Raw genomic sequence first — 23827 nt, forward strand, 5'->3', positions numbered from 1 at the left:
TTCGAGGGTCGGGGCCGGGGGCCGGGGGGCCTTGGGGTTACAGGCCGTTGACGCGGGCCATGCGCCCGACGCCCAGCGGCCGGAAGTCGGTGGTGGCGACGCGCACCTTGCGGCCGACCCGCGAGTTCGCGCGGCGTACCTGGGCCATCAAGCGGCGGCTGCGCAGGGCCATTTCGAGCTCGAACCGGGTCCGCGGATCGCGCAGGCCGGGGCCGAAGAGCTTCTCGAGCTGCCGCATGCGGTAGCGCACGGTCTGGGGGTGCACGCTCAGCGCCTTGGCGGCCTCGGGGGCACCGCCGCCCTCGAGCCAGGCCAGAAGGGTCACTTCGAGCCGTTCGCTCTGGCGCGGGGTCAGGTTGGCCAGCGGCCGCAGCCAGCGTGCGGCCAGCGCGTGCGCCAGGGGCTCGTCCTGGAGCAGCAGGAGGGTGGAGAGGTGATCGTCGACGAAGAGGGCCCGCGCCTCCAGGCCGGGGCGGTTGGGGGTGAGGGACAGCAGTCGCAGGGCCCACCGCAGGGAGGAAGCGGTGTCGCGGGGGGCGACGGGGTGGCCCACGGCGGCGAACCGGCCGCGCAGCAGGGCCTCCAGCGAGGCGCGGGTCTCCGGGTCCGGGCTCGGGATCAGCAGGCAGGGCTGGCCGCCGACCATGCCGGCGAGTCCGTCGTCCAGGACGGCCGCCAACTGCTGGGTCTCGCCGGGGGTGGCGAGGGCGATGGCGCGTATTTCGGCCGGGAGCGGCCAGCCGGCCGCGGCGGCCAGTTCGGAGAGCGCAATTTCAGCCATGGGCATGTCACTCGTGAGGGCGGAGAACAGCTCACGCCTGGCCCGTTCGGAGCGGGTGCCGAGACCCTCGCGGGGGACGACCGTCAGGGGGGACAGCTGCCCTCGCTGACGGGGGACCCGGATACCGGCCGGCGGACCGCGGTGTTCTTCATCCTCTTCCTCCTCCTCTTCTTCCAGGCCTGGGTGGCCGTGCTCGGCCGCGTAGTCCTCCTCTTCCTCATCCTCGTCGGGGTGGGCGTGTTCCGCGGCCTTGTCCCGCTGCTGCGGCGCGGGTTCGCGGTACCCGAGGGCGGTGAGCAGGGCCACTTCGAGCCGCTGTCTGACCACCTCCTCGTCGAGGTCGTCGACGAGGGCGGAGAACCCGGGGAGCTCCTCCCTCAGCTCCTCCACCATCCCAGCGGTCAGCGCGGGGAGTTCCCGTCGCAGGACCCGGGTCCATTCGCCTCGGGGACGAGCCCAGATGCGGTTCAGAAGTTCGCACATTGTTACCTCGTTCATGCCGGGGTACGGCCTGCCCCGTGGGAGGGTGACAAGCCTGTCGAGGCAGCCTCCCTCCCCCCTCTGCGCCAGTGCGGACGGGGGAGTTGAGCACCTCGTACACCCTCCAGGAGAGTGCCATCCACTTGCAGTCCCGCGACTTTGCCTGAGTTTTGCCGTCGGGGAGGTGTGGTGGCGGACAAGGCGTAACTCTTGTTGCCACCGCACCGTTGGAAGGGAATCTTCCGGGGGCGTCGGGTGTGACGATGCCACGCGCGCCAGAACTTGTCACGATTAGATAAATACTGTGGAGGCGTTGCGAAGGTCCACGATGCTTCTGCACTCCGGCCCCCGCTCCCGGTCGGTGGGACCTCATCTCCCGCCCGCCGCGGAGCAGTTCCGTCGACTACCCCGGGCGCCGAGTGCGCGGTGGAGTGCCTCGGGCCTGGGCGTATGGGAGAACTACATGCCCCTGTCCCCAGCCCGTACGCCCCGTTCACACCGGGCGCGCCGCACCAGACGCCATGCCGGCGTCGCCGCTGCCGCGGCCGCCGGCCGGCGGGCCGTGCGCAGGCCGCCCCTGCTGTCCCCCGCCGGAGGCGTGCGCCCAGCCACCCTTGTCATCGGTGCCCTCACGGGCCTGCTCGCCCTGTCCGTGGCGGCCCGGGCGGGCGCCCTGAGCCACTTCTGGGACTTCCTGGACTTCGGGGCGGGCGTCCTCTCGCTCGTCTCGCTCACCTCCGCGGTCCTGTGGGGGCTCGCGGCCACCGACCGTACGGTCCTCACCTCCGGGCACCGGCTGGTCGCCCAGGCGGCCCACCGCGGCCTCGCCGTGTCGGGGCTGGGCTTCCTGCTCCTGCACATCTGGGTCAAGGTCGCCGAGTCGCAGACGGGGATCGCCTCCGCGTTCCTGCCGTTCACGGACCAGGACCAGCCGGTGCTCATCGGCCTCGGCACCCTGGCCGGATACCTCTTCGTCTCCGTCGCGGTCTCCGGCGCGGTCCGCAGCGCCTTCGCCACCAAGGGCCGCTCCCTGTGGTGGCGGGCCCTGCACATCGGCGCGTACCCGGCGTGGGGCGCGTCCCTGGTGCACGGGCTCAAGGCCGGCCGTCCCGCCAGCGCCTGGGTGACCGTGTCGTACGCGCTCTGCCTGCTCGGGGTCGCGGGCGTGCTCGCCGTGCGGCTCCGGGCGAGGCTGCGCGCCGCGCCCGTACGCCCGGTGGCCGCGTCGGCGGCCACGGCCCAGGGCACGCCGCCCCGGCCCAAGAAGCCGCCGCAGCGGTTCGTCCGGCAGCCTGCGGAATGGGCCGCCGAGCGGCTGACGGCGCGGCTGGCCCGGCAGTCGGACCGGCGCTCGGTCGGGCAACAGCCCGACCCGGCCACCCCGCCGGGGGGGACCCCCTTCGTGCCCTCGCCCCGGCAGGCCCCGGAGCCCACGACCGAGATCCTCCCGCCGTACGGAACGACGCCGTACGTGCCGTCGTACGGCGCCGATGCGTACGGGGCCGATGCGTACGGCACCGGTTCCTACGACACCGGTTCGTACGACACGGTGGTCATACCCAGCGGCATCGGGGCCGGTCCGGGAACGGACCGGTCCGGTGGGTCGTTCGGCGGGATGCGGGGCCGTCAGTGACCTCGATCGTCGATCCCGCCCTCGGGTGCGTCGGCCAGCCCAGGCTGCTGGCCGGCCTCGATGTGCTGCCGCGGCTCGACCGCGCCAATCACTCGGTGGTGCACGGCCCGATCCCGCAGTACACCTCGGGCGATCTCGTGGAGCTCGCCGAGGGCATCGACCTGCGGGGCCGCGGGGGAGCGGGCTTTCCGTTCGCCCGCAAGCTCAAAGCGGTCATCCGGTCCGCCCGGACCAAGGAGGGGCGGACCGCCGTCGTGGTGAACGGCACGGAGGGGGAGCCGAGCTGCCTCAAGGACGCAGCCATGCTGCTGCACTCCCCGCACCTGGTGCTCGACGGAGCCCTGTTGGCGGCCGACGCGATCGGCGCCGAGGAGGTCGCCATCGGGGTGACCAGGGACGACGTGGAGCAGTCCCTGCGGGCCGCCGTCGCCGAGCGCGGCGTGGCCGGCAGCCGCCTGCGCGTCGGCAGGCTTCCCGAGCGCTTCGTCACCGGGGAGGGCACCTCGCTCGTGAACGGCCTCAACGGGGGGGCCGCCGTCCCGAACGGGCAGAAGGTCCGGACCAGCGAGCGGGGCCTGAGCGGACTGCCGACCCTGCTGTCCAACACCGAGACGTACGCCCAACTCGCCGTCGCTGCGCGGCTCGGCGTGTCGGGATACCGCTCGGTCGGCCTCGATTCCGAGCCGGGCACCGTCATGTTGACGATCAGCGGGTCGACGGTCGTCGAGGCGCCGCTCGGGACCTCCCTGGCGTACGTCCTGGAGCTGTGCGGCTCGTCCCCGGGCCAGGGCGTCCTGGTCGGCGGGTACCACGGGAAATGGCTGACGCCGGCGGCGGCCCGGACCGCCCTGCTCTCCCGGGAGTCGCTGTCCTCGCTCAAGGCCACCCTGGGGGCGGGCGCGGTCCTGCCGCTGCCCGAGGACACCTGCCCGGCCGGCGAAGTGGCCCGCGTGATGCGCTGGATGGCGGACGAGACCGCCGGCCAGTGCGGCCCGTGCGTCAGGGGCCTGCCCTCGCTCGCCGATGCCGTGGAGGCTCTGGTGGCCGGGGGAGGACGGCCCGCGCTGGAGGCGGTCGAGGCGCGGATGCGGGGGGTGCTGCGCCGCGGTGCGTGCAGCCATCCCGACGGGACCTCGGCCTTCATGGCCTCCGCGCTCGCCGTCTTCCCCGACGAGATGCGCGACCACGCCCTGGGCAGCGGCTGCGGACGCCGCGTGCTCGGGGCGCTGCCGATGCCCGAGGACGAGAACCCCGAACGGCTCGTCGTGGACTGGACGCTGTGCAAGGGCCACGGACTCTGCGTGGACGTGCTGCCCGACGTGGTGCGGCTGGACCGGGACGGCTATCCGGCCGAGGCCGTCATGTCGGTCCCCGGAAGGCTGCGGCCGATGGCGCTCCGCGCGGTGCGGCGATGCCCCGCGCTCGCGCTGCGCATTCAGGAATGAGCCCGCGGTAAACGGCTGCCGACGGCGGGAGTTCAGCGGTTAGCGCGATCTGATAAATTCCCGCTCATTCGAATTCGGTGAACCCGTCAGGCCTTATGAATAAGGCAGTAGACGAACCCCCCGGGTTCAACCCGAAGGAGTGATCGTGAACAAGATGCGTCGAATCTCATCGGTCGGATCGGTGGCCGCGGTTCTGCTGCTGGCGGCAGGTTGCGGAAGCAGCGACAACGGCGCCGCGCGCAACGCGAATTCCGTACAGCCGGCGGGTGCCGGAAAGGCCCTCGGAGGGGCGTACGACACGGGCTACGGAGCGGGCGGCTACGGGTCGGACGCCGCCGCCGGCTCCGGGTCGGGCTCGGACGTCGGATCGGGCTCCGGTTCCGGTTCCGGTTCCGGTTCCGGTTCCGGCAAGGCCGGGTCGTCGGCGGGCCAGCTGTCCGTACGGGACATCGCGAACGTGGGCAGCGTGGTCACCGACAGCGCCGGGATGGCCCTCTACCGCTTCGACAAGGACACGCCGGAGCCCCCCAAGTCCAACTGCGAAGGGGACTGCGCCACGGCGTGGCCGGCGGTCCCGGCGGACGACGCCTCGGCCGCCGCCGGCATCGACGCGGCCCTCCTCGGATCCGTCGCCCGGACCGACGGCAGCAAGCAGCTGACCCTCGGCGGCTGGCCCGTCTACCGCTACGCGAAGGACACGAAGGCGGGCGAGGCGAAGGGCGAGGGCGTCGGCGGGACCTGGCACGCACTGGCGCCGGACGGTAAGAAGGCGATCGACAAGAAACAGAAGGCGGACGGCAATACCGGAACGGGAATGGAAATGGGGGCGGGAATGGGAGGCATGGACATGAAGAAGGGAGCGGAACTGTCCGTCGCCGACAACGAGAAACTCGGCAAGATCCTGGTGGACGGGCAGTGGCGCACGCTCTACCGGTTCGACAAGGACAGTGCGTGGCCGATGAAGTTCGGCTGCCTCGGCGCCTGCCTGGATACATGGAAGCCCGCCCCGGCCGTCGACAAGGCGAAGGCCGAGGGGATTTCCGGCAAGCTGGTCGGATCGGTGAAGCGGCCCGACGGCAGCGAGCAGCTGACGATCGACTGCTGGCCGGTCTACACGTTCACCGGAGACACCGCGCCCGGCCAGGCGAACGGGCACAACAAGCAGGGGCTCTGGTTCGCGGTCACCGCCGAGGGCAAGAAGGTCCCGCCGACGGCGTAGCGCGCGCTGCCGCCCCCGATCTCCGCCCCCGTTCCGCCCGAACCCTGTGAGGCAGCCAGCCATGCCCCGTTCACCCCGTCCCGCCGCTTCCGCCGCCGCTGCCGCGCTGCTCGCGACGCTGCTGTGCGGCGGCTGCGCCGCCCGGGTGGCGGCCGGTCCGCAGGCTCCGCCCGACCCGAGCTCGTCCCCCGCCCCGGCCTCCGCCGCCCGCCCCGCCCCGCTCCAACAGATCGCCGACGCCCTCGGCTGTACGCCCGAGATCACGGTCGACGCGGAGGAGCTGAGGGAAGGGGCGTGCGGGTCGGGCCAGGAGGGCTTCCGGATGGCCACCTTCACCAACGAGCAGGGCCGGCAGACCTGGCTGACCGAGGCCCAGATGTACGGCGGCACGTACCTCGTGGGCCCCACCTGGGTCATCACGGCGGCCTCCGCCGAGGCCTTGGCCGGCGCCCACACCCGCCTGGGCGGAACGATCGAAACCGTCTCCGGCCACGGCTCCTCCCCCCACGACGCGCCCCACGAGCCCTCGCCCGACGCCTCGCACGGCCCCGCGCACGACGCCTCCACCGGCACCTCCCACGCCGGCGGGCACGACTCCCCGAGTCCCGCCGCGTCCTGAGGGGGCGTCCGGCCCGGCCCGCGATTCTTAATTGCGGTGCCGGGCCGCTGCCGTGTCCCTACACTCGCTCTCATGCCGCCACGCGACGTGGTGCGCACTTCGTCGACGAGAGGGGAGCCGGGCCGTGTGTCACCACATCGCCGTGTTCGTTCCCCGGTCCCGGTACGACGTGATCCTGGTGTCCCCGTCTTCCCGATGACGGCTGCGCGGCCGCCATCGGATGTCCGCGACGACTGACACGCCCCTTCCCCAGTAGGCCTTTTGCCCGCCTTGGCAGGCCCTGGTAGGCCCGTGTCGCCATGCTGCGCCCTGGTCGCCGTACGGCGCCCGGGCACGTCCTTCGTCCGGAAATCGCGCCGCCCTCTTCTCGACCGTCCAGAAAGACCTCGGGCCATGCGCACCCACCTGAACACCTCGACCACCGTCCGCAATCTCGGCATCCTCGCGCACGTCGACGCCGGCAAGACCACCGTCACCGAGCGGATCCTCTACGCCACCGGAGCCACCCACAAACGCGGCGAGGTCCACAACGGCACGACCGTCACCGACTACGACCCCCAGGAGCGCGACCGCGGCATCACCATCTTCGCCGCCGCCGTCAGCTGTACGTGGGACGGCCACCACGTCAACCTGATCGACACACCGGGACACGTCGACTTCTCCGACGAAGTGGAGCGCTCCCTGCGCGTACTCGACGGAGCGGTCGCGGTGTTCGACGCCGTCGCGGGCGTCGAACCGCAGAGCGAGTCGGTCTGGCGGCAGGCCGACCGCCACGGCGTGCCGCGCCTCGTGTTCGTCAACAAGATGGACCGCGTCGGCGCCGACCTCGACCGGGCGGTCGCGTCCGTACAGGAGCGGCTCCACGTCGTTCCGCTGGTCGTCCAGCTGCCCATCGGGCAGGAGGACGGATTCCGCGGAACGGTGGACCTCGTCCGCATGCGGGCGCTGGTCTGGGGCGCCACGCCGGACTCGTTCGAGGCGGGTCCCGTACCCGGTCACCTGTACGAGGAGGCGCGCCGGCGCCGCCGACTGCTGGAGGAGCGGGTCGCGGAACTCCACCCGGCCGCCCTGGAGGAGTACTGCGCCACCTCGGCGCTCTCCGCCGCCACGCTGACCGCGGCGCTGCGCGACCTGACGCGGAGTGGGGAAGGAGTCGTCGTGCTCTGCGGCTCGGCCTACCGCAACCGCGGGATCGAGCCGCTGCTGGACGCCGTCGTGTCGTACCTCCCCTCGCCGGCGGACATGCCGCCCGTACGGGGCGCCCACGGAGCGGCGGTGGAGGAACGGGCCGCCGACCCGGCGGCGCCGTTCGCGGCGCTGGCCTTCAAGGTGAACGCGACGGCGACCGGACGGCTGACCTGCCTGCGGGTCTATTCGGGAACGATGAGGAAGGGGGACACCGTGCTGGACGCGGGCACCGGCCGGACCGAGCGGATCGGACGGATCCTGCACGTCCAGGCCGACCGCCACGCCGAGGTGGACCGGGCGGTGGCCGGGGACATCGTCGCGGTGGTCGGGCTCAAGGGCACCCGCGCGGGGTCCACGCTGTGCGCACCGGAGGCACCGCTCGTACTGGAGCCGCCGAAGGCCGCCGCACCGGTGGTGTCCGTGGCCGTAGAGGCGGGCAGCAGCGCCGAGACCGGCCGGCTGTCGGCGGCGCTGGCCCGGCTGGTCGAGGAGGACCCGTCGCTGGTGGTGCGGACGGATCCCGAGACGGGCCAGACGGTGCTGTCGGGCATGGGCGAGCTGCACCTGGAGGTCGCGGTGGAGAAGATCCGCCGCAGCCACGGGCTGCGGATCACCGCGGGCCGCCCGCGGGTGGCGTACCGGGAGACCGTCGTGCGCGGCGTGTCGGGGCTGGTGTACCGGCACGTCAAGCAGGACGGCGGCGCGGGCCAGTTCGCCCACGTGGTCCTCGACGTCGAGCCCCTGGCCCCGGCTCCGGATGCGGAACGGGCCGGCGACGGCGCGTTCGAATTCCGGTCGGCCGTCGTCGGCGGGCGGGTGCCGCAGGAGTACGCCCGCGCCGTGGAGGCGGGCTGCCGCGACGCGCTCGCCGAGGGCCCCCTCGGCGGCCATCCGGTGACCGGGCTCCGCGTCACCCTGACCGACGGGGCCACGCACTCCAAGGACTCCTCGGAGATGGCGTTCCGGGCGGCGGGCAGGTTCGCGCTGCGCGAGGCCCTGCGCGCCGCCGCGATGGAGCTGCTGGAACCGGTGGCCGAGATCGTGGTGACCGTACCCGACGACGCCGTCGGCGGGGTGCTGGGCGACCTGGCCGCCCGGCGCGGACGGGTCTCGGGCTCGGCCGCGCGCTCCGGGACCACGGCGGTCACCGCCACCGTGCCGCTGGCCGAGCTGTTCGGCTACGCGTCCCGGCTGCGCAGCCGCACCCAGGGCCGGGGCACGTTCACCACCCGGCCCGCGGGCTACGCCCCCGTACCGGTGGCGGCGTACCAGCAGGCCCAGTCGGGCTAGTGCGCCCGCCCGTACCCCCGGTCGCCTCGTCGGCCGGGGGTACGGGCGCAGCCGTCAGCCGGTGGATGCGGCGGTGGCGTCCGCCTCCTCCAGGAACCCTTCGGGGAAGGGCTGTTCGGCCCAGATGGTCTTGCCGCGGGCGTGGTAGCGGGTGCCCCAGAGCTGGGCGAGCTGCGCCACCATGAACAGCCCGCGCCCTCCCTCGTCGGTCTCCTCCGCGCGCCGTACGTGCGGGGAGGTGCTGCTGCCGTCCGAGACCTCGCAGATCAGCTCGCGGTCGCGGATCATCCGCAGCTGGATCGGCTCGCTGCCGTAGCGGATGGCGTTGGTGACCAGTTCGCTGACCACCAGCTCCGTGGTGAACTCCAGCTCGTCCAGGCCCCATACGGCGAGCTGCCGCGTGGCGAGCGTACGGGCCCGGGACACGATCTCGGGCTCGGCCGGCAGGTCCCATGTGACGTGGTGCTCGGCCGGCAGCTCGTGCAGGCGCACCATCAGCACCGCCACGTCGTTCTGCGGCAGCACCGGGAGCAGCCGGCCGATCACCGCGTCGCAGGCCTGGTCGAGCCCGTTCGGCGGGGTGAGCGCGATGCCCGAGAGCGCCTCCGGGAGCCGTTCGAGGCCGAGGTCCACGTCCCGGTCGGGCGCCGCGACCAGGCCGTGGCTGTAGAGCGCCAGTACGTCCCCGTCGTTCAGCGTCATCTCGGCGCTCTCGAACGGCGATCCGCCGAGACCGAGGGGAGGCCCGGCCGGAAGGGCCACGATGGCGGGCTCCCCGCCCACCGGCGCGAGTACGGGCGGCGGATGGCCCGCGCACGCCACGGCCAGCTGCCGCGTGATCGGGTCGAAGACGGCGTACGCGCAGGTCGTCCCGGCCGCACCGCCGGGGCGAGACCCGCTGGCACCGTCCTGGCCGTGCTCGTCCACGAACCGGTGGATCTGGTCGTCCATGTACGAGAGCAGCTCGTCGGGGGAGAGGTCGAGGTCGGCGAGGGTCCGTACGGCGGTCCGCAGCCGGCCCATGGTCACCGCGGCGTTCAGGCCGCGCCCCTGCGCGTCGCCCACCACCAGCGCCACCCGTGCGCCCGACAGCGGGATCACGTCGTACCAGGCCCCGCCCAGCTCCGCCTGTCCGTGCGCGGGCAGGTAGCGGGACACCGCCTCCAACGCGCCGAGCACCGGCAGCCGTTGGGGCAGCAGGCTGCGCCGCAGGGCCAGGGCCGCCGTCCGCTCGCGCGTGTAGCGGCTCGCGTTGTCGATGCACACCGCAGCGCGCGCCGCGATCTCCTCGGCCAGCAGGACGTCGTCCGGCTCGAACCCGTGGGCGCGCGCGTGGCGTACGAAGACGGCGGCGCCGAGCACCGCCCCGCGGGCGGACATCGGCACGAGCAGCCAGGAGTGGACTCCGTACGAACGGACCCGCTCGGCCTGCGGGGGGTCGACCGGGGCGAGCTCCGCGATCAGCTCCTCGCCCGTCAGCAGCAACGGTTCGCCACTGGCCATGGCCCGGGTGAAGAGGGAGCCCGGCCCGGTGGTGAAGGGGTCGGGGTCGCCCGTCGCGACCGCCGCCTTCACCGGGCTTCCGGGTACGGAGGACGTCGCCGCGCGCAGCAGGGTCAGGGCCTCGCCCCCCGCGCCGACGAGCGGCTCCTCGCCGCCGAGGACCGGGCCGGGCAGGTCGACGTAGGCGTGGTCGGCGAACTCTGGTACGGCCACCTCGACGAGCTCCTGCGCGGTGCGCAGCACGTCCAGCGTGGTGCCGATGCGCGTGCTCGCGTCGTTGACGAGCGCCAACCGCTCGCGCGCCCGGGCCCGTTCGGTCACGTCGGCCACCGTGTGCGCGAGCGCGATCAGCTCCCCGGAGCTGCTGCGCAGCGGGAGGATGGTCTCGGACCAGACGTGCTGCCGGTCGGGATCGCCGCGCAGCAGGCCCCGTACCTCGGTCTGGACCAGGGCCTCACCCGTCTCCAGGACATGGCGCTGGCGTGCTTCGAGGGCCGCCATGTCCAGCAGGTCGGGCGGTGCCACCTCGGACATCGTGCGCCCGACGAACTCCTCGTTCTCGAAGCCCGCGCCGCGCCGCAGCGCGTCGTTCTGCGCGATGAAGCGCAACTGCGTGTCGAACACGTCGATGAGGAAAGGGGACTCGGTGAACAGCCCCCTGATCAGGGCCTCGCTGAGCTCGCGCCGCTGCGTGGCGTCGGTGTCGGTGGCCTGGATCAGCCACTGCCGGTCCCCGGCCGTGGACGTCATGGGCCGCGCGTGGAGCGCCACCTCGACCCCGCGCCCGCTCCGGTGCCGCAGGACCGCGTGCCCGAGCTCGGAGCGCGCGAGCAGCAGATCGGCCCCGCGCCACCCGTGCACCTCCCGGGCGGTGTACCCGAGCAGCCGCTCGGCCCCCGGCCCCCAGCCGATGACCACGCCGCGCGCGTCGAGCAGGGCGTACGTCTCGTCGCCCGGTTCCGCAACCACGCCGGAGGCATCGTGGAACGCCGGGTCGTGCATCACTGCGCCCCACTTCCCGATCCGCGGAACGACTCTCTGCGTACTGCTCCGATTATCGCTCTGCGTCACCGCTTGTGCAGCCTGGGTCGAGCCCCACCGGAAGCCCCCTGCATCCCGCTCCCCGAGACGGCCTCGGCCCAGCCGCGGTTGACGGCTTCCTTCGCCTTCTCCCTCTGCGCCTCCGTGGGAAACGTCGGCGTGCCCTCGACCGTCGGCAGTTTCTCGGCGGCGGCCTTGTCGAGGGTGCCGTCCTTCTTCATCGCGTCCATGAGGACGGGTCGTGCATAGGCGCCGAGCCGGAGGTTCTGGCCCTCCGGGCTGAAGACGTACTCCTGCCACAGGCGTGCCGCCGCCGGGTGCGGGGCGTCCTTGTTCACCCCGCTCGCGTAGTACTCGGCGAAGCTCCCGTCGAAGGGGATGGCGGTCCGCCAGTCGACGTCCGTGCCCTTCCTGCGGAATTCGTCGGCGTATCCGAGGTTGAGGAAGTCCCAGTCGATGCTGATCGGGGTCCGGCCCTTCGCGATGGTGTCCGGAGTGGATTCGACCGGGATGAAGTTTCCGTTCTTGCTGAGCTCGGCGAAGAAGTCGATACCGGGCTGGATGTCGTCGAAGGAACCCCCGTTCGCCAGGGCCGCCGCATACACTCCGGCGAAGGCGGAGCCGGACTTGGTGGGGTTTCCGTTGAGCGCGACCTGGCCCTTGTACTCGGGTTTGCGCAGGTCGGCGAAGGTCGAGGGGCAGGTCTTGACGCGCTTGGCGTCACAGCCGATCGAGACGTAGCCCCCGTAGTTGTTGGACCAGCGGGCCTGCGGGTCCTTCTGTTCCTCGGGGATCTGGTCGTACGGGGCGACCTCGTACGGCGCGAGCAGGCCCTGCCGGGCCGCGGGCTGCGCGAACGAGTCCCCCACGTCGACCACGTCGGGGGCGCGGCCGCCGCCCCTGTGCTCCTTCAGGGCGTTGATCTCGTCCTGGCTGGTGCCCTCGGGGTTCTCCACAGTGACCTTGATCCCGTACTTCCTCTCGAAGCCGTCGATCAGTGCGCCGTAGCCGGCCCAGTCGTCCGGGAGCGCGATCGCGTTGAGTGCGCCCTCCTTCTTCGCCGCTGCGGTCAGTGCCGCCATGCCGCCGGCGTCCGCCGCGGACGTGGCCACCGCGGGGGCTCTGGGCGTGGCGGTGGGCTCGTCTCCGCAGGCACCGAGGGGCGCCGCCGAGAGGGCCAGGCAGGCGGCGACGGAGGCTGTCCGGAGACGAGGTGCGGGCACGAAGGCTCCATTACGGGCGGTCGCGTACTGATCGAGGCCAGCGTACGTACGGAGGCCTCGGCAACGCAGTCCCGGACGGTGGTGTCCGCCGCCTTCCCTGCGGCTGCCGTACCGGCACGTCCTCAGGCCCCTTCGTCGTCCCACCCGGCCAGCAGAGCCTCCCCCAGGTCCGTCCCGGGCGGGGCGGCCCCGCCGTGGGGGGCCTGCTCGCTCCAGATGATCTTGCCGCGGGCGGTGTAGCGGGTGCCCCAGCGCTCGGCGAACTGCGCGACGAGGAACAGGCCGCGGCCGCCCTCGTCAGTGGCCTCGGCCCGGCGCAGGTGCGGGGAGGTGCTGGACCCGTCGGAGACCTCGCAGACCAGGCTGCGGTCGTACAGCAGCCTCACCCGGATGGGCTCGGTGCCGTAGCGGATGGCGTTCGTGATCAGCTCGCTGAGGATGAGTTCCGTGGTGAAGGCGATGTCCTCCAGACCCCAGTCCGCGAGTCGGCGGGCGCAGGCGTTGCGCACCGGGGACACCGCCGCCGGGTCGGGGGGCACGTCCCACTCGGCGATCCGCGCGGGGTCCAGCCGGCGGGTGCGGGCCACGAGCAGCGCGACATCGTCGCTGGGCTTGGCGGGCAGCATCGCTTCGATCACCACGGTGCAGGTTTCCTCCGGGGTGCGGGCGGGCCCCGCCAGGGCGGCGCGCAGCGCTGCCAGGCCCGCGTCCGGATCGCGGTCGCGGCTCTCGATCAGCCCGTCGGTGAAGAGGGCCAGCCGGGAACCTTCGGGCAGGGTGACCGTCATGGTCTCCATGGGCAGACCCGCGCCCAGGCCCAGCGGCGGGGAGACCGGCACCTCGGGGAAGGACACGGTTCCGTCGGGGCGGACCAGGGCGGGGCCCGGATGCCCGGCGGTGGCGGCGGTCACCTGCCCCGAGACGGGATCGTAGATGGCGCACAGGCAGGTGGCTCCGGTGATGCCCTGCCACTCCTGCTCGTCGGTGTCGATGTGGGCGACCAGCTCGTCCAGGTGGCTCAGGAGCTCGTCCGGGGGCAGGTCGAGGGTGGAGAAGTTGTACACGGCGGTGCGCAGGCGGCCCATGGTGGCGGCGGCGTGCAGACCGTGGCCGACGACGTCGCCGACCACCAGCGCCACCCGGGCGCCGGGCAGCGGGATGACGTCGAACCAGTCACCGCCCACCCCGGCCTGGGCGGCCAGATAGCGGTGCGCGACCTCGACGGCGGACTGCTCCGGCACGCCCCGGGGCAGCAGGCTGCGCTGCAGGGTGACGGCCATGGTGTGCTCGCGGGTGTAACGGCGGGCATTGTCGACGGACAGCGCCGCCCGGGCGGTCAGCTCCTCGGCGAAGGACACGTCCTCCTCGTCGAACGGCGCGGAGTCCTGCCCCCGCCAGTAGCCGGCCATCCCCAGCACCACGCCCCGGGCCCGCAGGGGCACGACGATCAGGGAGTGGAAGCCGCGGTCCAGGATCTGCAGGGCGTTGGCCTGGTTCTGGGACCGCCACCGGTGGGTGGCGCGCAGGTCCGCCTCCAGGACCGCGTGGCCGTCGGCCAGCCCGGTGGCCATGGGACCGGCGGGCGCGAACCGGATCAGCTCGCCGACGGGGGTGAGCGGGTGGTCCCCCTGAAGGCCGGCGACGGCGGTCCTGCGCATCTCGGTGTTCGTTTCGGGCGGCTCCTCGCCGCGCAGCACCGGGTCCAGCAGGTCGACCGTGACCACGTCGGCGAACCGCGGGACCGCCGCCTCCGCCAGCTCCTCGGCGGTGCGCTCCACGTTCAGGGTCGTTCCGACCCGCACCCCCGCGTCGTAGAGCAGCTTCAGCCGCTCGCGGGCCACCTCGGCCCGGCCGGTGAGTGCCCGCAGCTCGGTGGTGTCCCGCAGCGTGACGACGGTCCCGGCCTGGCCGTAGGGGGCGGTGGGCCGGATGTTCACCGCCAGCAGCCGGTCGGCCGCCATGTGCAGCTCGTCGGTCGCGGAACGGCCCGATGCGATCGGCTCGGCGATCGCCTCGTCCAGACCCAGGTCCGTGACGGGGCGCCCTTCCGCGTCCGCGGGCAGGTCCAGCAGCCGGCGCGCCTCGTCATTGGCGAGCAGCAGCCGTCCGCCGCCGCCGACGATCAGTACGCCCTCCCGCACCGCGTGCAGCACCGCGTCGTGGTGCTCGTACATCCTCGTCATCTCGGCCGGTCCCAGGCCATGGGTCCGGCGCAGCAGCCGACGGCTCACCAGGGCCGTCCCGCCGGCGGACAGGGCGAGCACCGCGGCCGCGCTGCCGAGGACGACCGGCAGCTGCCGGTTCACCATGCCCTGGACGTTCTGGACGGTGACCGGGGAGGCCACGACGGCGATGACGCGGCCGTCGTGGTCCTTGACGGGGACCACGGAGACCACGGACCGCCCCAGGGACCCTTCGAACGTCTCGGTGAAGGACTTGCCGGCCGCCGCCTTGGAGAAGGGGCCCACGACGCGCCTCCCGAGCTGCCGCGGGTCGCTGTGCGTGATGGTGAGCCCGTCCAGCGTGTACACGTTGATGCCGTCGACCCCCGCGATCTTCCGGGCGGCCTGGGCGCTCGGCTGGAGCACCGCGCTCGGATGGGGGCTGCGCAGGGCCGCGACGATTCCCGGGGACTCCGCGAACGTTCCGGCGGCGGCGAGCGTACGGTTCCGGGCGTCCAGCATGGCGTCGCTCCGTGCCTGCACCACGAGGGCCACCACCGCGGCGGCCACGAGGAGCACCACGACGCCCAGCTGCAGCAGGAACACCTCGCCGGCCACGCTGCGCACGCTCAACAGGGAGGAGAGGCGCTGTGGCCTTCTCCTGGGGGGCTGGGCGGGCTCCTGATGCTCCTGGTGGTGTCCTGAGCGGGGAGGCGGAGGGCTGGAGGAGGAGCTCGTGGTAGAGCGGAGCAGCCAACGCCGGAAACGTCCCAGGAGGTTGCCCATAGTCCATTCTCTAACCTCCATGGGTTGTCGGCACATGCTGGTCGAGCGTCGCCATCCGGCACCCGGTGGCAGGCGCGGACGCTGAGCAGCGGTTCCGCCATGCGCTCGCACGCGCGGCCACCGCTCTGCCCTCGCAGCGGTGCACCAGCCACTCGGCGGTCTCCACCGGGTCGGGCCGGCCGGTCCGGCAGAACTCCAGGCGCGCCTCGGCCGGGCCGGTGGCGACGTTCCCGATCAGGCCGTCCGAGCCTTCGATCTCCCCGCACGCGCGGCCCAGGACATGGAGGGCCTCGCGGGCCACCTCCACCGCGTCAGCGGCCCGGCCGGCCGCCGTCAGCGCCCGCAGGGCGGTGACGGCGGCCGCAGCCTGCCGTCCGTAGGCGCGGGTGTCAGCGGGCTCGACGTAGCCGTAGTGGGCGAAGGGGCGGGTGTCGAGGAGGCTCAGGATGCGCTCCCGGGCGATGCCGGTGTCCTCCCCGGCGGTGGCCGTCCGCAATGCGAGGCGGCGGTGCAGGTCGCGGTCGTGGACGAATTGTTCCCGTACCAGGACGAGCAGTTCCCCGCGGGTGCGGGACTCCAGCCAGGCATCCGGCAGCCGGGTGCATGAGGCGGCGGCCGACCGCTGCGGCGGCACGGAGTCGGCCTGCCCCAGGACGGTCAGGCCCACCGCCACGCCATGCTCGCAGAAGTTGCCCTCCTGCCCGTACGGGCAGTCGCACCAGCCGGAGAGCCGGCCGTCCTCGTCCTCGGTCAGCTCGACCTCGTAGGCGTCGCTGCCGTCCACGGTCGCGGTGATCGCCTCATCCGCGATCTCCAGCCGGGACACCGTGGACAGATAGCCGAGTCCCGTTCGAAGGAGCGCGCCCCCGCGAGCCGGCGGGCCGGCCGGGCGCCATTCTCGCTGGAACGCCGATTATGGGGCTGACGCCCGGCGTGATCGCTGCGCTCGGTATCGAGACCGGCCCGTTGTGGCACGAGCAGCACCAGGCTGGTCTCGCGGCGCGGGCCCGTTGCCGGGCCGTTTGCGCCGGAGCAAAGTCACAGTGGTGACGAGTTAGGTAAGGCGGAGGCAGAATAGGCCCCCCTCCGTCACGAGCCCCACTACCCCTTCACTGATGACTGTGATCCTTCTGATCGCCATGCCGAGATGCACTTGGCGCAGCAGACGTTCTGAGCCTGCCTCCACGAGCAAGATGGTGCCGTTGCTTGTACACACGATCGCGGCGCCGCGCTCTCCGACCGTGGTGAGTACGAGATGGGTGACTGGTTGGCTCTGCGGCACCTTCCAACTCCACTCAAACGAAGCATCCAAGATGGAAGCGACGTGGACCCGGCCGGCCCGGTGGACAAAACCTACGACCGGTGATCCGTTCCATATCGCCAGGTCGTGGGCGAATGACGCATCGTATGGATTTGCTGCGAGAGGGATCCCCGGATAGTGGTCGGAGCTGATGTGGGCTTTGGCGAGTTGATCGAAGTGCGGCAGTTTGAAGATTCTGATGGCCTGCTCTTCGATGTCCACTACCGAGAGCAGTGACTCTCCTTCGGTGGCCAGTACCCGGAGGCTCATGCACCTGTTGGCAGCGATGTGCCCCTGATGGGTGCCATCGAGATTCCAAGCAGTGAGCCTGTCAGAGGACCGGCCGATGATCACTGGACGTCCGTCGAATGACGTTATCTGCATCTCTCTGATCGGCTTGAGGAAGTTGCCGGCCAAGCGGACGCGGCGCGATGAATTCCCATCAAATATGCGTACCCAGTGCGGAGCCCGCCATCGCCGCAGAAATCGGTACGCCATGATCGGCGCTCCCGGCGTCCCGCAGTATGACATGTCCGGCAGGCGCATCTCTTCCAGGAGTCCGCAGTTGAAGATTGAGGTGATCTGACCAGAAGCTGGATCGATCAGACGGAGCGGCTTGGAAAAGTCGTTCCGCGCGAGGACGGGCTTACCGTCTATTTCTCCCACAACCAAGTCGGTATGGCTGGCGTCGACGGCGTCAGATCGGCGTACGGTCGGTCCTTCCTCCTCTCTCAGGGGTAGGTCCCTGACTTGGATGGAACTGCCGCTCGCGCGCCACGTGAGCAGGTGCGTACGGACCGAGTCGGAGGGAATCACGGTGAGCCGTGCCGACTCAGACAACTCGGTGCGGAACCAGTTGCTCTGCCTACCATCAGAATCCGTCACCCTGACGTATGAGTACTGGGCCCACACACGGTATGAGCCACCGTCTGTCATTACCAGCGCTGAGGGCCCCATACCGCGACGGTAGAACCACTCCGTCACTCTCCCCCGCCGGATCACGGCTTGCGCGCGCCCGGTGAGCCGTGGCCGACCTTCTGACGATACGAGGATGTGGCCTCGGCGTACGGCCAGCGCCGCCACGTTCCTGCCCGTCAACCGATAATGGTGCTCGTCGCAGACCCGCCAGCCCTGTTCCGGGTCCACGGACCAGGTTGCAAGCTCCGCACGGCCTGCAAACCGGGGTGCTGTCCGCCCCACTCCCACAACCGCCGCCACGACCAAGCGGCCGTCAGCCATCCCCATGGCCAGCTGTTGCGGATGGCGCAGGCCAGAGAACCGAGTCGTGGCGAAGTCCATCTCATGGCGCTCTTGATCGGAGGTTCGCAATCGGGAGGTCAGCCGGGCCAGGACTGAACCCGTGCCTGCGTCGATCAGTTGCACCGTCCCGTCGGCCGCCATCAGCCCGATCACGTAAGCGCCCTCTACTTCGGCGAGCGCGCACAGCGCCGCTCTCGTCTCTACGGGCTTTCCTATGCGGCGCCGTGTCCGGACGTCGAATACCTCGACGGTGCCTTCCCATTCGTTGCCGTGGCCGGAGTGGGCAAGCAGCCAGGGTGCGAGTGGCTCTTCGCAGGCCGTGAGTGCCAGGACATGGGGCAAGGCCGGGGGAGGCAACTGCCCGAGTCGTACTCCTGTGTCGAAGTCCCACAGTTCGAGTCGGCTCGAAGCTTGGGCTGTGGCCAGCACCTTTGTCCCCGACACATCCAGGACCTCGGCACCCTTCAAGGGGGCAGAGAAGGCACCTATGGCCCGGAAGGGGTAGGGGCGCGCCGGTACTTCTGCCCACAATGTGTCCCAGGAGAGTTCGGGAAAGCGCAGGCGTACCGCCTCGGCAAGGGCATGTGCGCCGGACTGTATCGCGGAGAGTCGCAGCTGGGCTGCTGGTGAAGTAGCGGCGTCCTCCATCAGCAGCATGGGCGCACAGCGCTCGTACGCGGCACGGGCGGCTTGTGCCTCGGAACCTCGGACGTGCCGCAGCGCCCGGTGTAGGGCAGATGGCTCGGCTACGAGCAAGTAGGCCGGATCGAGGACAAGTTCGTCGAGCAGGGAGCTACCGGCGGCGTGGCTGGCCAGATGCGCCCGTACGTACGGATCTGCATCCGACCACGAACATGCGTCGGTCCCGGGGACGACCCGTACGGTCGTCAACAGCGCGGCGGCGATGCGCTCGGCTGCTGCCGGGCCACCGGCGGCCCGGAGCTCCTCCGCGTAGGATTCGTGATAGAGGCGGTAGACGGAGCGTGCCTGGCCATCCGGGCCGACGTCCTGATCCTCGACGATGTGTGCACTCGCCGATTCCAAGATCCAACGGATGTCTTGGCTCGTGACTTCGTCACCAGTGAACGGGGCAGCGGTTGCGCGCCAAATGTCGCCTGCGGGGAGCCCGGAGCCCTCAGCGTGGGCAAGCGCCGTCAGGAGAGCACGGCCCCGGGCTTCTCTGACACGCAACTGTTCGTGCAGCGCCCAGCGGAATGCGGGGCCCGCTGAACCGTTCGGAATCTCGCTGAGCTCAGGAAGTTCCTTCTCCCAGCTGGGCACGCTCGTGTCGACCGGCTGTGCGCGGTGGGCGAGTGGCCGGGCGAGGAGGCGGGCAACCAGATAGTTCCGGTTGGCACGTGTCGAGATGGCGCGAGCCACCGGCTCCGCTGCGGCTTCGGTGTAGATGCCGATACTGCCGGGGCCGTCGGGAGCCAGGAGTAGCCGGCGCGCGTAGTCTTCGACGTCCCGCTCTCCGGTCCAGCGTGGCTCATCGAGGTTCAAGCAGGCGAATTCACTGCCAAGGACGTCTCGCATATGTGGCCGGGCGCCGACGAGCAGACGCACACAGGACAGCTGGGAGAGCGGAGCGAGCAGAGCTGCAGCAATGCGGTGGGGTTCGGCATCGCCGGTTGCCGTCCCAGCCTCGTCCAGGGCATCGACGACGACCACCAGAGGCTCGGTGCGGCTTGCGAGTGCGGCGACGAGCCGCTCCGGGTCGGTTTCGGCCAGGCCGGCCGCGTCGGCGATCCCAGCGGTGATGTCTTCGAGGAGCTTGTGCCGCGCGTGTACGGCGGCGTGCAATCGTTGGTGGGGCGGTATCGCCTTGTGATCGATGTCCGGCAGGGCCGCGCGCAATAAGGGATCAGCGAGCAGTGCCAGGCGCCCGAGGAGTGATGACTTGCCGACTCCGCCTCGCCCGGTCACGATCGAGCAGCGGCCGAGCCGTCGCGATCGGCCGTCCAACCAGGCGGTCAGTTCAGTTAGGGCGGCTGAGCGTCCAGTGAAGTAGGAGCCCGCAGTTCCTGTGTATGCGTCCGTACCGCGGCCACGAGGTCCGAAGTGAGTGCGGAGTTCTTCGCGACGTCGGCGTCCCTCCAGGCTGGTCCAGGTCCGTTGTTCGGCGAGGTCCATGCCCTCGTCCGGTATATCGGGGGCGTAGCGGGGGTTGGGGATGAAGGAGAAGCCCTCGCCGCTCGGCAGAGTACCTAAAGCGACGTGCTGATACGGACTGTGCTCGGCGAGGACTTCATTGACGCGGTCTACGACTTGTTCCAGGTAGAGCTTGGGCTGACGGTGCCCGCCCAGGTCCGGGTCGTTGATCGCCGTTTGGAGGGCGTGTGTAAAGACTCCGTCTTCGGCCAGTTCGTGGGAGCGGGCGGCCGCGATGACGGAGAAGGCAGTGAGCTGGTGTTCGTCGGCGGCGCGGGTGGTGCTGAGGCGGGTGCCGAGGCCTGTGGCCAGGGCGCGTGCAGCGTCGACGCCGCCCTGCCCGGCGTAACAGGTGTCGATGATCAGCAGGATTCGCTGGATTCCGCTCTCGCTGACGATCCGGACGATGTCCTCGGTGGCCAGGGCGGTGCCGGCCAGGCGGTCACTGCGGCTGTCCCGGCACAGCAGGTAGTGGCGTTCGTGATCGCGGTCCCCGTGGCCGCTGTAGTAGAGGACGAGTGCGTCCTCCGCGCGGTCCTCAGCGCCGGCCCACTCGGACAGCTCGGCGCGAAATCCCCCACACGTTCTATCCAACAGCCGGTGACTGGTTTCGTAGCCGAGCAATGCGAAAATTTTGCTGATGACATCGACATCCGTGCGCACGCGGGGGAGCTCCGGATGATGGTCGTAACGTGCCGTACCGCCGACTATGAGCGTACGCCGGACTGCATCTGGTGTGGATTGGGTCACCGGGCCAACCGAAGGCCCTCTGCGATTGCGTTGCCTGTCTCTGCGGCGGTGAGGTGTGACTCTATGGCGTGGGCCTGCCAGCCATTATTGATGAGGACATCTCGAACGACATTATCGCCGTCGCTGAAGAGAGGGGACAGACGCTTGGTGAGGGCGACGACGTCGTGTCGGTCACACAGGTTGGTCCAGGCTCTTACGTTGCCTGGCCAAATCCCCTTGCCCGAGTACGGCTCGGGCAGCAAGCGGTCGAACACGAGATTCGGTATGCCCAAAGGCGATCCAAGGGTGACGAAAGTGTGGACTGGCCACTCCGGATGGGCACACAGTGCTTCGTAAGAGACGATTGAGCCAAGGGAGTGTCCGACGATCACGCGGGTGTCTGCCGTGACCGCGGCGGCGATCTCGGCCTGGACGCGCTCGCGGACATCGGGCGTCGTGAGGTAGAGGCGGAGCTGCTTTAGTATTCCGATGAGGAACCGGTCAGCAGTGCGCGCAAAGAAGCGGGAGCGGCTGAGCGCGTACAGAGCACGCTGAACACTCAGCGGCGTCGTGGCCTTACTGGTTCCTGTTGCCACAGGCGGTGGTACCCGATCCGGATCGACACGATGTGCCTCCGCCCACCAGCGGTTGAGCAATTCGATCTCGAACGGGTCGGTCACATCCCGATGCGAGTAGGCCGGCTCACCCTTCGTTGGCGCGGTTCCTGGTGGGCGGAACAAGTGGCCATAGAAGGCGACGCGGACGCTGTCCGACTTCACATCTGTGACCCCAGCCCGGTTCAATCCGTCACGGAGCGCAGCGGAGACTGGGCCGTGCATGGAGTTGGCGCCCGAGTGCTGCCTTCCGATGCCGTGGACCACGACGACTGCGGACATCGATCCTCCCCCGGTTCTGATCCAGTGATCGTACCCGTCAGGGTGCCGGCGGATGACCGTGAGTCAGATGCGCAAACAGCGGACAACAAAAGCGGGCGGGGGAGGCGGCCTCCTCCGTGGTGGTGTCGCCGTCGCCGACCATATTGATCAGAAGGTCATGGGGTTCTCGTCCAGGACGCAGCGGACGTGCGGGCCGCCGAAGTAGCCGCGGACGATGTGCTCGTCTCGCGATGCGTCAGAAAAGTCAGCTATCGGTCAGCACGAGTCCTGAAAGGCTCGGGGACAGCTGACCGAACCGGCGAACGGTTGTAGGCTGCGGCGACCGCCCTTGACCTGCGTGAAGCGGGCAGGGAGCAGATATTTCGGGAGCTTCTTCATGTTTCGTACCATGTTCAAGTCCAAGATCCATCGGGCCACGGTCACCCAGGCCGACCTGCACTACGTCGGCTCCGTGACCATCGACGCCGATCTGCTCGACGCGGCGGATCTGCTGCCCGGGGAGCTCGTCCACATCGTGGACGTCACCAACGGGGCGCGGCTCGAGACGTACGTCATCGAAGGCGAGCGCGGTTCCGGGGTCATCGGGATCAACGGCGCCGCCGCACACCTCGTGCACCCCGGGGACCTCGTCATCCTCATCAGCTACGCACAGGTCGAGGACGCCGAGGCAAGGGTGTTGAAGCCGCGCGTCGTGCACGTGGACGCGGACAATCGCATCATCGAACTGGGCGCGGATCCGGCCGCCCCGGTGCCGGGAACGGACCAGGAGCGCAGCCCCCACGCGGTGGCTGTCTGAGGGGAGTCGGGGACCATGTCGCAGACCGGGGCCATCGGGTTCAAGGACGACCGCAAGGCAGGACGGCTGCTCGCCGTCGAGAACGATGAGGTGGTCGGCCTCATCGCGTACTTCGTGCTCGACGCGGCGCCCCACGCCCTCGTGGCGGTGCACACCATCGTCGAGCCGGGCCACGAGGGGCGGGGCATCGCCGGGGACCTGGTGAAGGCCTTCTACGGGATCGCCGCCGCCGAAGGGGTGCCCGTGGTCCCGCTGTGCCCGTACGCGGCCAGCTGGGCCGGCCGCCACCCCGACCAGGCGCCCGAGGCGCCGGCCGAGGTGGTCGCGGCGGCGAAGGCGCAGCTCGACGCGAGCCCCGACCTCTGGTGACGCCCCTGACCCTGCTGCACACCTCGCCGGTCCACGTGCCGGTCTTCGACGCCCTGCGGGACCGGGACCACCCCGGTGCCGTACTGCGCCACCTCGTGGTGCCGGAGCTGCTGGACCGGGCCCGTACGCAGGGCCCGGACTCGGTGGCTCCGGCCCTGCGGGACCTGCTGGCCGGCTCCGGCGGCCCGGTCCTGGTGACCTGCTCGACCATCGGGGCGGTCGCGGAGTCCCTGGAGCCGGAGCTAGGCGTTCCGGTCCTGCGGGTCGACCGCCCGATGGCCGCGGAGGCCGTCCGCAGGGGCCCGCGCATCGCCGTGCTGGCCACCGTGGAGTCGACGCTGGACCCGACGGTCGCCCTGGTGACGGAGGAGGCGGAGCGGGCCGGCCGCCCCGTGTCGATCACCACGCACCTGATCGCGGAAGCCTGGCCCCGCTTCGAGGCCGGCGACACCGCCGGCTACCTCGCCCGGGTGGCCCAGGCGGCCGACGCCGTCACCGGCGCGGACGTCATCGTCCTGGCCCAGGCCTCGATGGCGGACGCGTCCGCCCTCACCACCACCGCAACGCCGATCCTGTCCAGCCCGGATCCCGGCCTCGCGGCGGCCCTGGCCTCCTGACAACAGCAACGGCCCGCCGGACGTACCGGCGGGCCGTTGTGTTTCATCGGGAACTACCTGGTCGCGAGCGCCTCAGGGGGGAGCGGGAGCTCGTCCTCGAAATCGCAGACGGGCACCGCACGGATGCTGCGGCTCCACAGGCCCCGCAGGACATCGCCCACAGCCGAGACGATCTCCTGCGCGGACGCACCCGGTACGGCCTCGCATTCGAGCACCGTGGGCCACTGGAGGAATTCCGCGGCGGCGGGCGGACCGTCCGCGTACTCGTTGTGGGCGGCGACCACCGACAGCGCGGGGCCCCTGGCCGGAGCGAGCTCCGAGGCCGATGACACGAACGGA

16 protein-coding genes are annotated in these 23827 nt (G+C 71.0%); 8 read left to right on the plus strand and 8 right to left on the minus strand.

The features are described from left to right. Positions 1-37: 37 nt before the first annotated feature. The gene (locus tag IF02_RS0130335) at positions 38-1264 is read right to left on the minus strand and encodes a PucR family transcriptional regulator (RefSeq protein WP_030162668.1); all 1227 of its coding nucleotides are present in this window, start codon (positions 1262-1264) and stop codon (positions 38-40) included. A gap of 595 nt (positions 1265-1859) precedes the next feature. Here IF02_RS0130335 and IF02_RS35790 point away from each other — a divergent pair. From IF02_RS35790 to fusA, 5 genes are all read left to right on the plus strand, one after another. Beyond that, the gene (locus IF02_RS35790) at positions 1860-2894 is read left to right on the plus strand and encodes a hypothetical protein (RefSeq protein ID WP_234318377.1); all 1035 of its coding nucleotides are present in this window, start codon (positions 1860-1862) and stop codon (positions 2892-2894) included. Further along, positions 2891-4339 (plus strand): NADH-quinone oxidoreductase subunit NuoF family protein, encoded by a 1449-nt coding sequence (locus IF02_RS0130345; protein ID WP_030162671.1) that lies wholly within the window; start codon positions 2891-2893, stop codon positions 4337-4339. The genes IF02_RS35790 and IF02_RS0130345 overlap by 4 nt, the downstream gene beginning before the upstream one ends. Positions 4340-4493: 154 nt before the next feature. Further along, the gene (locus IF02_RS0130350) at positions 4494-5558 is read left to right on the plus strand and encodes an SCO0930 family lipoprotein (RefSeq protein ID WP_030162673.1); all 1065 of its coding nucleotides are present in this window, start codon (positions 4494-4496) and stop codon (positions 5556-5558) included. Between the two features lie 61 nt (positions 5559-5619). After that, positions 5620-6177 carry a hypothetical protein gene (locus tag IF02_RS35005; RefSeq protein WP_051696650.1) on the plus strand — a complete coding sequence of 186 codons (558 nt, stop codon included), beginning with the start codon at positions 5620-5622 and terminating at the stop codon, positions 6175-6177. A 393-nt stretch (positions 6178-6570) separates the two neighbouring features. After that, positions 6571-8655: an elongation factor G gene (gene fusA / locus IF02_RS0130360; protein WP_030162677.1), complete on the plus strand. Its 2085-nt coding sequence runs from the start codon at positions 6571-6573 to the stop codon at positions 8653-8655. A gap of 54 nt (positions 8656-8709) precedes the next feature. On the opposite strand, the gene IF02_RS0130365 is transcribed toward fusA, so the two are convergent. From IF02_RS0130365 to IF02_RS34125, 6 genes are all read right to left on the minus strand, one after another. Further along, positions 8710-11127, minus strand: a complete 2418-nt coding sequence (locus IF02_RS0130365) for a SpoIIE family protein phosphatase (RefSeq protein WP_158708587.1) — start codon at positions 11125-11127, stop codon at positions 8710-8712. A 98-nt stretch (positions 11128-11225) separates the two neighbouring features. Beyond that, positions 11226-12422, minus strand: a complete 1197-nt coding sequence (locus IF02_RS0130370; RefSeq protein ID WP_051696652.1) for an ABC transporter substrate-binding protein — start codon at positions 12420-12422, stop codon at positions 11226-11228. Between the two features lie 122 nt (positions 12423-12544). Next, positions 12545-15211, minus strand: coding sequence for a SpoIIE family protein phosphatase (locus tag IF02_RS0130375; protein ID WP_030162683.1), 2667 nt, complete (start codon positions 15209-15211; stop codon positions 12545-12547). 169 nt (positions 15212-15380) lie between these two features. Next, on the minus strand, positions 15381-16196 hold the full coding sequence (locus tag IF02_RS32780) for an SWIM zinc finger family protein (protein ID WP_051696653.1): 816 nt from the start codon (positions 16194-16196) through the stop codon (positions 15381-15383). Between the two features lie 228 nt (positions 16197-16424). Then, entirely contained in the window at positions 16425-20831 is a 4407-nt protein-coding gene (locus IF02_RS33320; RefSeq protein WP_158708588.1) for a caspase family protein, read from the minus strand. Further along, on the minus strand, positions 20828-21706 hold the full coding sequence (locus IF02_RS34125) for a hypothetical protein (RefSeq protein WP_078622425.1): 879 nt from the start codon (positions 21704-21706) through the stop codon (positions 20828-20830). Before IF02_RS34125 ends, IF02_RS33320 begins: the two co-directional genes overlap by 4 nt. A 376-nt stretch (positions 21707-22082) precedes the next feature. Here IF02_RS34125 and panD point away from each other — a divergent pair, with 376 nt between their 5' ends. From panD to IF02_RS0130405, 3 genes are read left to right on the plus strand one after another with little or no spacing between them, the layout of a single operon-like run. Beyond that, positions 22083-22502, plus strand: a complete 420-nt coding sequence (panD, locus tag IF02_RS0130395; protein WP_030162687.1) for an aspartate 1-decarboxylase — start codon at positions 22083-22085, stop codon at positions 22500-22502. Positions 22503-22517: 15 nt separating this feature from the next. Continuing rightward, a complete protein-coding gene (locus tag IF02_RS0130400) occupies positions 22518-22871 on the plus strand; it encodes a GNAT family N-acetyltransferase (protein WP_030162689.1) in 354 nt (117 codons plus the stop codon). Further along, positions 22865-23488, plus strand: coding sequence for an aspartate/glutamate racemase family protein (locus tag IF02_RS0130405; protein ID WP_030162691.1), 624 nt, complete (start codon positions 22865-22867; stop codon positions 23486-23488). The genes IF02_RS0130400 and IF02_RS0130405 overlap by 7 nt, the downstream gene beginning before the upstream one ends. Positions 23489-23541: 53 nt before the next feature. On the opposite strand, the gene IF02_RS0130410 is transcribed toward IF02_RS0130405, so the two are convergent. Further along, positions 23542-23820, minus strand: coding sequence for a hypothetical protein (locus tag IF02_RS0130410; RefSeq protein ID WP_158708589.1), 279 nt, complete (start codon positions 23818-23820; stop codon positions 23542-23544). Positions 23821-23827 lie beyond the last annotated feature (7 nt).

Source organism: Streptomyces sp. NRRL S-244 (genome assembly GCF_000717915.1).
Taxonomy (GTDB): domain Bacteria; phylum Actinomycetota; class Actinomycetes; order Streptomycetales; family Streptomycetaceae; genus Streptomyces.